General features: G+C 49.2%; 13 protein-coding genes. 10 read left to right on the top strand and 3 right to left on the bottom strand.

What is annotated here, in order from left to right:
• Positions 1 to 7: 7 nt before the first annotated feature.
• The gene (locus tag gpAD87_RS20805; protein WP_064640347.1) at positions 8 to 748 is read right to left on the bottom strand and encodes an ABC transporter ATP-binding protein; all 741 of its coding nucleotides are present in this window, start codon (positions 746 to 748) and stop codon (positions 8 to 10) included.
• Positions 749 to 976: 228 nt separating this feature from the next.
• On the opposite strand from gpAD87_RS20805, the gene gpAD87_RS20800 reads away from it, so the two are divergent.
• Both gpAD87_RS20800 and gpAD87_RS20795 read left to right on the top strand, forming a co-directional pair.
• Positions 977 to 1,978, top strand: coding sequence for a Gfo/Idh/MocA family protein (locus tag gpAD87_RS20800; protein WP_064640345.1), 1,002 nt, complete (start codon positions 977 to 979; stop codon positions 1,976 to 1,978).
• 21 nt (positions 1,979 to 1,999) lie between these two features.
• Positions 2,000 to 2,620 (top strand): pyroglutamyl-peptidase I, encoded by a 621-nt coding sequence (locus tag gpAD87_RS20795; protein WP_064640343.1) that lies wholly within the window; start codon positions 2,000 to 2,002, stop codon positions 2,618 to 2,620.
• A gap of 261 nt (positions 2,621 to 2,881) precedes the next feature.
• Here the strand turns inward: gpAD87_RS20795 and gpAD87_RS20790 are convergent, their stop codons facing one another.
• Positions 2,882 to 3,724 carry a 1,4-dihydroxy-6-naphthoate synthase gene (locus tag gpAD87_RS20790; protein ID WP_064640341.1) on the bottom strand — a complete coding sequence of 281 codons (843 nt, stop codon included), beginning with the start codon at positions 3,722 to 3,724 and terminating at the stop codon, positions 2,882 to 2,884.
• On the bottom strand, positions 3,721 to 4,593 hold the full coding sequence (locus gpAD87_RS20785) for a futalosine hydrolase (RefSeq protein ID WP_064640339.1): 873 nt from the start codon (positions 4,591 to 4,593) through the stop codon (positions 3,721 to 3,723). The genes gpAD87_RS20790 and gpAD87_RS20785 overlap by 4 nt, the downstream gene beginning before the upstream one ends.
• Positions 4,594 to 5,070: 477 nt before the next feature.
• On the opposite strand from gpAD87_RS20785, the gene gpAD87_RS20780 reads away from it, so the two are divergent.
• From gpAD87_RS20780 to gpAD87_RS20745, 8 genes are all read left to right on the top strand, one after another.
• Positions 5,071 to 5,460: a GntR family transcriptional regulator gene (locus tag gpAD87_RS20780; RefSeq protein ID WP_053783970.1), complete on the top strand. Its 390-nt coding sequence runs from the start codon at positions 5,071 to 5,073 to the stop codon at positions 5,458 to 5,460.
• Positions 5,453 to 6,355, top strand: coding sequence for an ABC transporter ATP-binding protein (locus tag gpAD87_RS20775; RefSeq protein ID WP_064640337.1), 903 nt, complete (start codon positions 5,453 to 5,455; stop codon positions 6,353 to 6,355). The genes gpAD87_RS20780 and gpAD87_RS20775 overlap by 8 nt, the downstream gene beginning before the upstream one ends.
• Positions 6,330 to 8,354: a hypothetical protein gene (locus gpAD87_RS20770; RefSeq protein ID WP_064640336.1), complete on the top strand. Its 2,025-nt coding sequence runs from the start codon at positions 6,330 to 6,332 to the stop codon at positions 8,352 to 8,354. Before gpAD87_RS20775 ends, gpAD87_RS20770 begins: the two co-directional genes overlap by 26 nt.
• 446 nt (positions 8,355 to 8,800) lie before the next feature.
• A complete protein-coding gene (locus gpAD87_RS20765) occupies positions 8,801 to 9,694 on the top strand; it encodes a hypothetical protein (RefSeq protein ID WP_157258499.1) in 894 nt (297 codons plus the stop codon).
• Between the two features lie 108 nt (positions 9,695 to 9,802).
• Entirely contained in the window at positions 9,803 to 10,324 is a 522-nt protein-coding gene (nikR, locus tag gpAD87_RS20760) for a nickel-responsive transcriptional regulator NikR (RefSeq protein WP_064640332.1), read from the top strand.
• 310 nt (positions 10,325 to 10,634) lie between these two features.
• Positions 10,635 to 12,278 carry an ABC transporter substrate-binding protein gene (locus tag gpAD87_RS20755; protein ID WP_064640330.1) on the top strand — a complete coding sequence of 548 codons (1,644 nt, stop codon included), beginning with the start codon at positions 10,635 to 10,637 and terminating at the stop codon, positions 12,276 to 12,278.
• Positions 12,279 to 12,319: 41 nt separating this feature from the next.
• Positions 12,320 to 13,315 (top strand): ABC transporter permease, encoded by a 996-nt coding sequence (locus tag gpAD87_RS20750; RefSeq protein ID WP_064640328.1) that lies wholly within the window; start codon positions 12,320 to 12,322, stop codon positions 13,313 to 13,315.
• Positions 13,312 to 14,295 carry an ABC transporter permease gene (locus gpAD87_RS20745; protein ID WP_064640326.1) on the top strand — a complete coding sequence of 328 codons (984 nt, stop codon included), beginning with the start codon at positions 13,312 to 13,314 and terminating at the stop codon, positions 14,293 to 14,295. The genes gpAD87_RS20750 and gpAD87_RS20745 overlap by 4 nt, the downstream gene beginning before the upstream one ends.
• Position 14,296 lies beyond the last annotated feature (1 nt).

Raw genomic sequence — 14,296 nt, 5'->3', positions numbered from 1 at the left:
TTTCTCCTTATTCTGCCGAAGGGGCAGGGTGCATAATGAATTGTCTGGCCAGGTCCGTGGCCGGATTGTCAAAAAAATGAGCTGTCGGCTGGCGCTCCAACAATGTCTGATTGCCCATAAACCAGGTGGTTGTACTGAATGATTGTGCCTGCTCCTGATCATGGGTAACCCAGACGAGCGAAGTACCTTCCTGCTGACTCCAGCGGGTCAATTGTTCTTCCACCAGGCGTGCGTTGGTCCGATCCAGGGAAGCAGTCACTTCATCCAGCAGCAGGACTTCAGGACGCAGCATCATGGAACGGATTAGGGCTATGCGCTGTTTCTCCCCACCGGAGAGGTCGATGGCCCGCTTATGAATATCAAGATTCTCCAATCCCATCCCTGCAAGCAGGCGGCGGGCGAGATCCTGATCGTATGGCTGCCTGTGAAGCAGATGCACTGTTTTCAGGTTATCTTCCACACTGCCTGCCAGCATGACAGCTTGCTGTGCGACATAAGTCATACGTGTGCGCCAGATACGAGGGTCCGAATCCCGATAAGAAATTCCTTTCCAGATCAGGTCTCCTTCATCAGGAATATCCAGCAGGGCGAGAATGCGGAGCAATGTGCTCTTCCCTTGGCCGGATGCACCGAGTATGGCAATACGTTCTCCTTGATCCACTACTGCGTTCACATGTTCAAATAAAATTCGCTGCTCGGTTAAACCGATACGTTTTACTAGATTATCAATGGTTAAAAGTGTGGACAAAGTTGGGTCGTCCTTTCATCCGTGATCTGCAATCATCTTAGCAAAAATACGAAAAAATTGAAATGAGAGTGAATCTCAATTAGATCATTGAAATGACAACATGGAATGTGAAAGATGAAACGGGTCTGACGCATGCGGTTCTTTTTGGTAAAATAAAGAAGACTCCGTGTTGGCCTAATCGAGATCGTGATCTTTTTAAAATATGTTGATATCAGGGGAGGCTTTACGATGACGAAAGTTGTTGGACGGGACAAGGTAAATTGGGGCATTATGGGTACAGGATGGATTGCATCCCAGTTCGCACGAGATCTGGAGCATGCCGGAAACGCCGTAAAAGCGGCGGTGGGTTCACGAACATCCGGAAGCGCAGAGAAATTTGCAGCTGAATATGGTTTTGCACGCGCTTACGGTTCATATGATGAGATGCTTCAAGACCCTGAAGTAGATATTATTTATGTGGCAACACCGCATCCGTTACATAAGGAAAATGTGCTTGCTTGTCTGGAAGCGGGCAAAGCAGTACTCTGTGAGAAACCGTTTACAATGAATGCCCGTCAGCTGGAACAATTGGTGGAGAAGGCGCGTGAGCGCAATCTTTTTCTCATGGAAGGCATGTGGACACGCTTTCTGCCACCGATTACCCAAGCCAGAGCCTGGATTGCGGAAGGCAGAATCGGCGAGGTACGTTTGGTCAAAGCAGACTTCGGTTTCCGTGTAGGCTGGGAGCCGGAAGGCAGATTGCTTAACCCGGATCTGGGTGGAGGTGCTTTGCTTGATGCAGGGGTATATCCGATCTCCTTCGCGTCCATGATTTTTGGTGAGCAGCCTCAGCATGTGTGGAGTACGGCGAACATTGGACAGACGGGTGTGGATGAACAGTTCTCCGTACTGTTGTCTTATTCGGAAGGTCGTTCAGCATCGCTGAATGGGGCCATTCGTCTTAACCTGAGTAACGAAGCGGTCATATATGGCACGGAAGGGTACATTCGTTTACCACTTTTCCTGGCAGGCAAAGAAGCTTATCTGCACGTGAACGGCCAGGACGAACCTGAGAAATTTACCGATGACCGTACATGTATTGGATATGCGTTTGAAGCGGAGGAAGTAGGTCGCTGCATCCTGGAAGGACGTACGGAGAGCAGAACGATCCAACTGGACGAATCCCTGGAAATCATGAAGTTGATGGACACGATTCGTGGGCAGTGGGGCCTGCGTTACAAATCCGAGTAAATAGACAGGAGTGGAAAAGCGATGGTGAAAATTCTGATCTCCGGATTTGAACCTTTTGGCGGGGATACGGTTAATCCAACGGGAGAGCTGATGGAGGCACTTACGCAGGAAGTGATGGAGGGAGCAGAGCTGAAAACAGTGCTGCTGCCTGTGCACTTCGATGAATGTGCAGATCTGCTGATCTCAGAGATGGAATCCTGGCGACCGGATGTTGTCATCGCCTGTGGTCTGGCCAAAGGCAGGACAGCCATTACAGTTGAACGGATTGCTGTTAATGTCAAAGATATTCCTCCTGGCTCCTATGCGGACAACGAAGGGCAGAATCCCGTGGACGAGCTCATAGTGGAAGGCAGCCCGGATGGCCTGTTCTCCACATTGCCGATTCGTGCAATGGTGAATAACATGGGGGCAGCAGGCATCCCGGCTGCGGTGTCCAATACAGCAGGCACATATATTTGCAACAATACGATGTACCGGGTGCTGGATCATATCCGATTGAGACAACTTCCGATTCGTGCCGGATTTGTACATTTTCCAGCTTCAACAGAGATGGCTGTGTTTCAGCCTTCGGTGCCATCACTACCCATTCCCATGATGCTGGATGCTCTGCGGGTTATGATTCGCACGGTAGTGGCGGAGTAATTGAGTTTGGATCAACATTTTGTATAGGTTTGGTTTATTGTTGGAATAGATTAAGAAGGGCTGTCCTATTGTCATGAATATGACTTTATAGGACAGCCCTTTGTATTATCTAACGAACTAGAGTCACTTTTAATAAGGTGTTAACGATTCGTTAGCGCCTTGGACACGCAGGTCAATAGCATAGCACTGAGATCGTGCCCAACAGAAAATAGGAAAACGAAATTGGGCACAGCCTCCTATTTTGTATTGATGCCGTGCGAATTAGATCCGCAACAAATCCAGATCGAACTCGGGAACAAGTCCTTCTTTCATCGCTCGTCCAAGCAATGCTGTAATTGCACCGTAACCGTCATCGCCCAGGTTGACGCTGAACTCATTAACGTACAGGCCGATATGCTGCGCAGTTACATCAGGGTCCATCTCTTGTGCATGTTCCATAACGTATGCTTTGGACTCATCTGGATGCGCCCAAGCGTATTCCACCGAGGCACGTGCCCAACCTGCAAGAGCATGAGCATCCAGGTTACGACGGGCGATGATTGCACCCAGCGGGATTGGCAGGTCAGTGTCGCTTTCCCACCAGTTACCGAGATCTGTCATAAGTTTGAGATCATAATTCTGGTACGTGAAACGTGCTTCATGGATAACCAAGCCGGCATCGATCTTGCCGTCCCGTACAGCAGGCATAATCTGGTCGAATGGCATAACGACAATCTCGCCTACACCGCCGGGAACATTTTGTGCTGCCCAGAGACGGAATAACAGGTAGGCTGTTGAACGTTCGCTCGGCACGGCAACTCGGCGTCCCGAGAGATAGGCCGGATCTGTTGTGCCGTTAGCGGTCAGAACCAGTGGCCCACATCCTCTGCCAAGTGCGCCGCCCGCAGGCAAGAGCGCATAATCATTCAGCACATAAGGCAGTGCTGCATAGGATATTTTCATAACTTCAGGTGTATCTGGTCCATCCGGATTTGCCGCAAGGCCGTTGGTAATATCGATGTCCGCATAACGGACATCAAGCTCAGGTGCACCTGGAATCAGTCCATGCACCCATGCGTGAAAGATAAATGTATCGTTGGGACAAGGGGAAAATGCAATTTTCATGATGTAAGTACCTCCCGTAAAATGGAACTTGCAGCCTGGAGCGCATCCAGGGCGTCCTTGATGCGCCAGGCGTCGCGGTCGCGTGGACCGACCGCGTTGGATATAGCCCGCAGTTCGAGTGCTGGCACGCCGAACTGCTGGGCTGCAGTTGCTACGCCGAAGCCTTCCATGCCTTCGGCGGTGGCATCCGGCACGCGGCGGCGCAGCTCCGCGGCCGTCTCGGCAGTTCCGGTCGCCGTGGATACGGTGACCGCCGTGCCTCCGCTGACAGCGAGCCCTGCCCGCTGCAGCTCATGGCGCAGGCGCGCGGCAAGCACCGCGTCCGCCGCCACACGGGACGAGCCGAAACCGAGCTCGTCCACGCTGAGGAAGCCGTCTGGCGTCTGCGAGCCCAGATCGGCGGCAACCATGGCGTCGGCTACCACGAGGGAGCCGACGTCCGCCCGGCCGGGGAACCCGCCGCCGATGCCGGCACTGACCACCAGCGTGTACGCTGGGGTCAGTCCGGTCCCGGCAAGGGGCCCCGGCCTTGAGGATGCGGCAGATGCTTGTGCCGCATCGGGTTCGCTTGGCGCGGCGGAGCCTTGCGCCAGCGCAATTGCGCCAGCCGCTGCTGAGGCAAAGGCCAGCGCGGCAGCAGTTCCTGCTGCGGCCGAGGCAGGGCCAACACCAGCAGCAATCACATCAAAGTGCGCAGCTTGGTCACCCAGGCCGCGTAGTACAGCCTCTTTTTCCGCATCAACGGCGGTTACGATTAATACACGCTGTGTCGAAGCTGTGGATGTCGCGTTTGTTTCAAAGCTACTTGACAAGCTTGCAGTTTCTGGGCGATTACGTTCTATAGAATCATTCTTTTTCTGTTCATTCATCCCGAATTCTCCTTCATGAGGTTTTTATAAAGCCATCTATAAAATATGTACGCATAGGCCAGACGGAGTGACAACTGTACTGACAACGAGCGAAGCGAGCACGTGAACCAGTGAACGAGCACAACGTTCTTCTCCATCATAACGGAAGGGGAAAGATCAGAACAAGCTTTGAACGTATTTAACGAGATAAGCGATTTAACGAACAGTAGCAACCCGTCAGAACCAGGCTGAACCCCGAAATTACGCGTTTTATATAACAGAATAATCTATTTCTATCTGTATATATGTCACTTTAATCATATATATAAACCTAACGCGAATCATATAAGAAGTCAAAGTAAATGGTTGACAATCTGTATTAACTGTACTAATAATAGTAATACAGTTAATACACCTTAGGATTGGATATATACACTTCAATATACAGTCATCGTTCATCAATAGGGTATTACAACTTTTATAGAGAGGAGGTGCGGGATGTTCGAATTGGATGTACGCAGCCGTAAGGCGATCTATGAGCAACTAGTGGACAAAATCAAAGAAATGATCGTGTACGGTGTTCTCCAACCCGATGAGCAGCTGCCTTCCGTTCGCACACTGTCCGGGCAGCTCACGGTTAATCCGAATACGATTCAGAAGGCGTACCGGGAACTTGAACGTGAAGGTTATATCTATTCACTGCAGGGAAAAGGGAGCTTCGTATCATCGTCCGTGGAACATCCGAATGCAGCCATGAGAGATGAAATCAGAGCCGCTCTGGTGAAGCTGATTGCGGAAGCTTCATATTCCGGTCTAAGCAAAGCCGATATGACGCTTTTATTTGAGGAAGCGATGGCCCGTATAGAGAAGGGGGAGCCTCATGATTGAGCTGAATCAGGTCATTAAGGCATTTGAACAGGAAAAAGCCGTTGATGGCGTCACGATGCAAGTACATAAGGGATCGATCTACGGTTTACTCGGTTCCAACGGGGCAGGCAAAACGTCGCTGCTCAAAATACTGGCAGGCATCTATCGTCAGGATAGCGGAACGGTTCGCATTGAGGGACAAGAAATATATGAAAATATGGACCTCAAGGGACGCACCATTTTTATGGCAGACGCGCCATACTTTTTCCCGCAATCGTCCATCCATCAGATGGCTGCCTTCTATCGTTCGGTATATCCGCGCTGGAATGAAGAGCGTTTTGTACAGCTCGGCAGTGTATTTAAACTGGATGTGAAACGTAAACTGCATCGCATGTCCAAAGGCATGCGCCGTCAGGCAGCCGTATGGCTTGGACTTAGCTGCATGCCTGAAGTGCTGCTCATGGATGAGCCAATTGATGGGCTTGATCCGGTCATGCGGCAGCAGATCAAAAATCTGCTGTTCCAGGAAGCAGCGGAGCGTCAGGTGACGATTCTGATCTCGTCTCACAATTTGCGCGAGATTGAAGACCTATGCGACCATGTTGCCATCATGCACAAGGGCCGGATTATCGTAGAGAAAGATTTGGATGATCTGAAGGCTGATACACATAAAATTCAGGTCGCTTTCCGTCATCCTGATCATGCCAAGGCAATGGATGAACAGGTGAATATTTTGCATGAAGAGCAGCGTGGAAGTGTATCTCTGTTTATTGTGAAAGGCAATCGCGAGGCTGTAACGGAACGATTCCGTGCATTTGATCCCTATCTGCTGGATGTGCTGCCGCTGACGCTGGAAGAAATATTTATCTATGAAATGGAGGATGCAGGATATGATATTCAACCGATTGTTCTGTAACCGGGGCATCCTGTTCCAAAATTTCAGGCAGCATGGATGGATTGGCATTTTGTATCTGCTCACGTTGTTGTTTTCGCTACCGCTATATATCGGTACAGAGTACCGGGAAGTACCGCAGCAGATTACGAGCTTGTTCCAGGCGAATGGGGAACTACAAATTCTGTTTGCCATTACGTTCCCGGTAGCTGCGGGTATATTTTTATTCCGTTATATGCAATCTGGTGCTCCTTCGGATTTGTTCCACAGTTTGCCACTGCAACGAAAGCATCTACTCACGGTTAATCTGTTGACGGGGTTCGTCATGATTTTGGTTCCGGTCTGGATTACCACGGCAATAACCGGTTGGGTATGGGCAGTACTGGATCAGCCAGCCTATACTTTCGGTGGTAGTGAGATCTGGATGTGGGGGCTCAGTATGAGCATCTACTCGTTGTTTATGTTCATGCTGACCGTGGTGGTAGGCATTTGCATTGGACAGTCTGTATTACAGGGACTTACCGTGTATGGAATTTTATTGATGCCGGTCGTTGTCTGGTTCATTTTCTCGCTGCATCTGCAAAACCATCTGCTTGGTTATTCTTATGAAGACATTGGCTTTAATGCGGAGAAACTTTCATTAGTCCTGCGTATGGGTTCAATCAGCACAGCTCCTGTAATACGTGGGGAACTTATCATCTATTTGGCTTTAGCCATCTTGTTCATCCCGTTGGCTTATGTGTTTTATGCTAAAAGACAAGTGGAATCCGCCACTCAGGCAATCACGTTCCGTATTGTAAAACCGATATTCCGTTTTGGATTTATGTTTACACTGGTTCTGGTAGGTGGGGCTTATTTCACCTCGATTGCTCCCAGAGCTTCTGTTGGGTGGGACATATGTGGTTACGTCCTTGGTGGAATTGTGGGCTATATTGGAGCCGAGATGATTATCCGCAAAACCTGGCTCATTTGGACCAGCAGACTGGTTCCGAAATTGGTTCTATACGTTATCTTGGCTGGTTTGATCTTGTATGTACCGGTCGCTGATTGGAACGGATATGCCGCCCGAGTGCCTGATATAAGCAAGGTCAACAGCATTAAGCTTGGCGGAGATCGTTACATTTATAGCAATGGTATTAATCAAAAGTTGGATGATGGGTCATTCTATTCGAATGATCCGGAATATATAGAAGCAATCATTGCTCTACATCAAAAAATTGTCGATACCGATCTGCCTTTGAGAGATCCAGTTAATCCGGATGATGATTATGACGAGAATGTATTTATCAACTACAAATTGGAGAACGGCAGGGTGATGAAGCGCAGATATAATATTCCCGAAACCGAATTCCACAAGGAATTGATGGCTGTAAAACAGACCAAGGACTATAAAAGGGTTGCCTACGATACGTTTAAATTGGATGAGGATGCGCTCAGTATTGGACTGCGCTCAAGTCTCAGTCCATTTCGTAAGGTATACATTAGCAATCCAGAACAAGTCCGTGAGTTCAAAGAATTGATGAAACAGGACATCTTGGATCAGACCTACGAAGAACAGCGCTCCCCTTGGCAGTCTTTTGCTTACGCGGAAATGAACCAGAATTCAAGATCTTCCGATCCTTATCAGCCGAAGGAGATGTGGAATTTTGATATTAAACCGAGTTATGAGCGAGTGTTGACATGGTTGAGAGAGAACAAGTTATATGACCAGCTTCAAGTTCCGGTAGACGAAATCGCTTCGGCGCAATTTGTGAAGCAGGAGATTGATAGTCAGGGCAAGGCGAAGTGGGTTTACTCTGATTCGGATTATATCGACGGGAATTCAAGTGGTAACAAACAGATCGCAACTAAAAACAAAAAAATAATAAGCGATTTGCTTCAACGTCAACGATCCGGATATCGGACAGAGAAGGATACGGTCTACCATATCAAGCTTAATTTCATTCGTGGTGAGAATGTATACATGATCCTGAAGGAAGAAGACCTGACACAAGAAATGAAAGCCATCCTGGCCGAACAGTAAGATAATTTGCAAGTGGGAAGGGTTCTCCCGGTAAATATGCTGATTTCTCGATCTGACTTGACCAGAATACAAGTATGGAATATATTAGAAAAAGGTAATGATTCGATTCGAGATGATGGTCATTTCGGCGAATCCCATATGGAACGGCTTATGAGGGAAGCACCCGTAAGAGCAGGCAATACGCCTGACTTGCGGGTGCTTTTTTTTGTTTTTTTGCCAGTTTGTATATCAGGGATCGTAATCGAATCACCGCACAGATACTCCAGCAGGTTCTAACTATCAATTCATATTGAAGGGAGCAGAAGAGAATGCAAACTGGAATTTTGGAGGGGAAGGAAAATAATCAGGCGGGTCTTTGTTCATGTTCAGTGCAAGCCAGGCAAAGCCACTTAAATGAGGGAAATGAAGGCAAGCAACAAATTATGAACCAATACCATATGAGGAGCATGAAGAATCATAGTTTCATGAGCAACCTGAGCAATCGATACGGTTCACGCCCAAACCTTCGCGCTAACGTTTGGACCCGTATGAGCTTGGGACTCATCCTCATCCTCAGTATCAGTGTGATGTGCTATTCCTCCGCTGCTGAAGCAGCGGGCCCTGAGCTTGGCGTAACAGCCCAGAAGGCGTGGGAAACCGTGCTGAGCAAGGCCGATTCGCAGACCAAGTTGTCCCTGCAACGAGCGTACGAGAACGTTGGCAACTGGACGACGCAGGAACAAGCTTGGGAACAAAAGACAAAGACCATTCATGCCGCCAATACCAGGGAGCTTGAACAACTACGTGTAAGTATAAGGCAAATCGATGATGCAAAGATCGGGGGTCTAAATGAAAAGGTAAAACAAACCGAGGCACGGTATGAGTCTTTGTTTGCCTTGTACAGTTCAGTGAATAAGCAGCTCGATGCCGCCAAAGCGATCAAAAACAAGGAATGGAGTGCGGCTATTCGCACCCAAGCGGATACGTTGAAACCAGTTGTTCAGCTTGCCCGAGAAGACATTCGTTTCAAGAAAAAGGAGCTTGCCGAAGCCCGCAAACGAAAGAGCACAGAAGTGAAACGGTTGCGTACTTTACTGGCTGGAGCTGATCCCGTGAAGAAGCAGATTCAAACGGGCAAAAAACAGGCGAGCCTATCGAAAGAGCGATATTCAAACGCGTTGCAGCAATTCAAACAGAGTGCAAAACTAGGCCAGTCATCACGCGTATTAAGCTCGTTGAACTCCTTATCCGCAGCAGCGGAGAAATGGGCAGGCTCCAAACAACATATCTATACACTGGAACAGAAGGTAAGTGCTACCTATGGCAAAGTCAGACAGGAACTGACCAAGAGACCTAAATAAATGCGAGCTACATTATCTTTTTTACCGCTACCGAGAAACAACAGTATAGTCGATGAGAAGACAGGACTGTGGTACACTCGAAGCAAACGAGGCGGCAGGAGGATATAAATGGCAGACAAAGAAGATTTGACCCGGTTCGGTGTGGCATTTCCCACGCCTCTGATCGAACAGTTTGACAGCTATATTGAAGAGCAGGGATACAAAAACCGTTCGGAAGCTTTCCGTGATTTGGTCCGTAAAACATTGCTGGAGCCCTCTGCATTGCATTCCGAGCAGGATGTAGCTGGAACCATTGTGATGGTGTATGACCACCATATCAGTGATCTCCCTATTCGGTTAATGGAGCTGCAGCACGAGGCACACCATGACATCATCTCCAATATGCATGTGCACCTGAACCATGATCAGTGTTTGGAGGTCATTGCAGTGCGGGGCAACCTAGGACGATTGCGTCATCTGCATCAGCAGATCCAGGTTCAAAAAGGAGTACTGTATGCAGAGCTGTCCGTAACGTATGTGGATGAGCTCAACAAAATGGCAAACCACCACAGTCCTCACAACCATGATCACAGCCAAAATCAACAAAGTCATCACCATCCTCACAATTCTCCTGATTCTTCAACGAATTAACTTCAAAATTTCAATAACCGATTCATTGGCTTTAGCCAACTTTGTCCATAGCACGTATTTAGAACAACAGATTATTGGTCTATTACCGATAAGCTGTTGTTCCTTTTTGTTTTTGTTATAATACCTAACTCCAAACAGTGTATCGTCTATCGATACCTCTATTATTCTTATTTAAATTCCCTGTAAATGAAAATAAATGGATTTTGAAGTTAAGTTTGTTGACACAACAAAACTATTTTGTGCTACAATTTTCAAAAAAAGTAACACGGAATTAGATTTAATCGTCAAAATTAAAGGGGGAACAACGTAAATGCGCGGATTTTCATGGGGGAAACGATCGGTTAGAGCGGGAGCAGGCATTTTACTTATATGCACAGTTGGGCTGTCGGGATGTACACAGGTGACATCCTCAACAGAGAGCGTCCATCAGGCGGCGACTTCTCTTCCCAAAGACGAATTGGTGCTGGCCGTTGGAACGGAACCGGAAGGTGGATTTGATCCCACTACAGGTTGGGGACAGTACGGTTCGCCGCTCTTTCAGAGCACTTTGCTGAAAAGGGATGCCAAGCTTCAACTGGTCAATGATCTGGCGACAGAGCATTCCGTCAGTGAAGATGGGCTGACTTGGACTGTCACACTCCGGGATGATGTAAAGTTCTCCGATGGTGAGCCACTGACGGCTGAAGATGTCAGGTTTACATTTGAAACGGCTGCCAAGAGTGGTTCGGTCATCGATCTGACCAATATGGCTAATGTGGAAGCACCGGATGCGACAACTGTCGTCTTTACATTAAAGTCGCCGCAGTCCACGTTTATCAGTCTTCTGACTACACTCGGTATTGTGCCTGAGCACGCCTATGGTCCTGATTACGCCGAGCATCCGGTTGGGTCTGGTCCATACAAGCTGGTGCAGTGGGATAAGGGTCAGCAGGCGATCGTCGAGGCTAACGAACAATATTACGGGAAAAAGTCCACATTCCATAAACTGACGTTCCTCTATCTGGATGAAGATGCGGCATTTGCGGCGGCGCAAGCCGGAACAGTCGATATTGCGGCTATCCCGGCGGCATTCAGCAAGCAGCAGGTGAACGGAATGAAGCTGGAATCAGTGAAAACAGTCGATAACCGAGGCATCATGTTCCCGATGCAACCCGCAGGCGCGAAGTCTGGTGACGGCTTGCCCGCAGGCAATGATGTTACATCCGACATCTCCATTCGTAAAGCGGTAAATGTCGCAATTGATCGCACTGCATTGGTGGAGGGGGTACTGGAGGGGCAAGGTCGTCCAGCTTACTCGGTCAGCGACGACCTGCCGTGGAGCAATCCGGATTCTGTATTTGCGGATGCCAATCCGGGTGAAGCGAAGCAGATTCTGGCTGATGGCGGCTGGGTGGATACAGATGGTGACGGAATTGTGGAAAAGAACGGCACAAAGGCCGAGTTTAATCTGCTTTATTTTGCAGGGGATCTAACGAGACAATCTCTGGCACTGGCTGCTGCGGATATGGTGGCCCAGGCAGGGATCAAGATCAATGTAGAGGGAAAGAGCCGGGAAGAGACGAAAAAGCTGGCCTATACCAATGCCGTATTATTTGGGTGGGGCAGTCATGATCAGCTTGAAACCTATAACCTCTACAGCAGTACCCATAAAGGCGAAGGATACTACAACACTGGATTGTACAGTAACCCAACTGTGGACAACTGGATGCAACAAGCTCTCCAAGCGACAACGGAAGAAGAGGCACTGCCCTTCTGGCAGAAAGCGGAGTGGGATGGATCGACAGGATTTAGTTACCAAGGGGATGCGCCATGGGCATGGCTGGTGAACATTGATCATCTGTATCTGGTGAAGAATGGTCTAAATATTGGTGAACAGCAGATCCATCCACATGGTCATGGGTGGCCGGTGACATCCAACCTGGAAGAATGGTCCTGGGATGAAGATTCGAAATAGAGACTCTGCGGTAGCTTTAGCCTGAATTGGGGAGAGATTGGATGGAGGACAGGATGGGATGGGCCAAATTTGTCGGATTTAAAATGCTGCGGCTGTTATCTTTGCTGGCAGGAGTCAGCGTGGTGTCTTTTATATTAATGCAGTTCTCTCCAGTGGACCCGGTGGAGGCTTACATTGGTGGAGATATGATCAGGGTGAGCGCAGAGCAGCGCAGTCTTATTGAAGAACGTTGGGGGCTCAATGATTCACCCGTAGAACGGCTGTTTACTTGGGGACAGGCACTAGTTCAGGGTGATCTGGGAACATCGATGATCTATAGGCAGCCGGTTGCGGACATCATCCAGGAACGATTCATGAATTCTGTCGCTCTTATGGCGGTGGCATGGGTGTTATCCGGTCTGATTGGATTCGGTCTGGGCGTCGTTGCTGCCATGAAAAGGGATTCACGGCTGGATCGTCTGATCTGTTGGTACTGTTACACACTGGCTTCCACGCCGGTATTCTGGATCGCGCTGTTACTACTCATGGTATTCGGTGTATGGCTTGGCTGGCTGCCAATCGGACTTGGTGTACCTGCGGGCATGGAAGCAGATCAAGTGACATGGGGAGATCGGGCCATGCACATGATTCTGCCTGCGCTGACGTTGAGTCTGACGGGCGTAGCTGCTATTGCCTTACACACCCGGCAGAAGCTCGTGGATGTGCTGGACTCGGATTATATTCTTTTTGCGAGGGCACGAGGTGAGCGAGGTATTCAACTGTTTCGTCGTCATGGGTTCAGGCATGTGGTACTGCCAGCTTTGACGCTGCAATTTGCATCTTTTAGTGAATTGTTCGGTGGGGCTGTGCTCGCGGAGCAAGTATTTTCCTATCCCGGATTGGGTCAAGCAACGGTCCAGGCGGGATTGCGCGGTGATGTGCCGCTGCTGCTTGGACTTGTGTTGTGCAGTGCGATCTTTGTGTTTACAGGCAATATGATTGCCGACATTCTATACCGTATTATTGATCCGCGCATGAAGGAGGAGGCTATAGGATGAAACAGACATTGGAACGTCCCTCCCGGCCTGCGGCTCAGACTGCACAGCATCCGAAAGTTAACTCTCCCGAAAGTGAGGCGGGGAACAAGAGAAATTGGAGGTCAGTACTTCCACGTACTCATGGTGGGAAAGGTTATTCAGGTGGCAGTAATTCTCGTTTCCATAATCCGCGCAAATGGGCGATGATCTGGGGTGGCCTGGGTGTGACATGGATTGCAACCGTGTGGCTGACAGGCAGACTGCTGCCCGCTGAATCGACGCTGACCTCCTTGATGGATCGGAATCTGGCTCCGGCCTGGGCACATCCTTTCGGTACAGATTGGCTGGGACGAGATATGTTTATGCGCACATTGAAAGGATTGGCAACGAGCATTCAGGTGGGGTTACTCGCGGCTTGTGGCGGCGGACTTATCGCTCTTTTACTGGGTCTTGCTGCTGCTTCAGGGAAAGCTGCGGACCGGGTCATTTCATGGATCATTGACCTCTTCCTGAGTGTTCCTCACCTGGTATCGCTGGTGATGCTGGCTTTTGTGTTCGGTGGAGGGTTGCCTGGGGTGGCGTTAGCCATTGCCCTAACCCATTGGCCGAATCTGGCTCGCATTGTACGGGCAGAGATGATTCAGCTGAGATCAGCAGAGTATATTCACATCTCACGCAGATTGGGTCATTCGCGAATGCGTATTGCGGTGCAGCACATGCTGCCCCATCTGATCCCGCAGTTATTCGTGGGAGTGCTGCTGATCTTCCCTCATGCCATTCTGCACGAGGCAGCGATTACGTTTCTGGGGCTGGGGCTGTCACCGCAACAACCAGCGATCGGTATTATTTTATCAGAGTCGATGAGATATTTATCCGCAGGGATGTGGTGGTTGGCCTTTTTCCCAGGTCTCGCATTGTTGTTGGTTGTTCGTGCGTTTGATGTGTTGGGCGGTAGTCTGAAGACATTAACGGGAACCGGCAGTTCAAGGGAGGTGGTGTAAA

Source organism: Paenibacillus sp. AD87 (assembly GCF_001659845.1).
Taxonomy (GTDB): domain Bacteria; phylum Bacillota; class Bacilli; order Paenibacillales; family Paenibacillaceae; genus Paenibacillus; species Paenibacillus marchantiae.
This window is presented reverse-complemented; position numbering and strand designations above follow the sequence as displayed.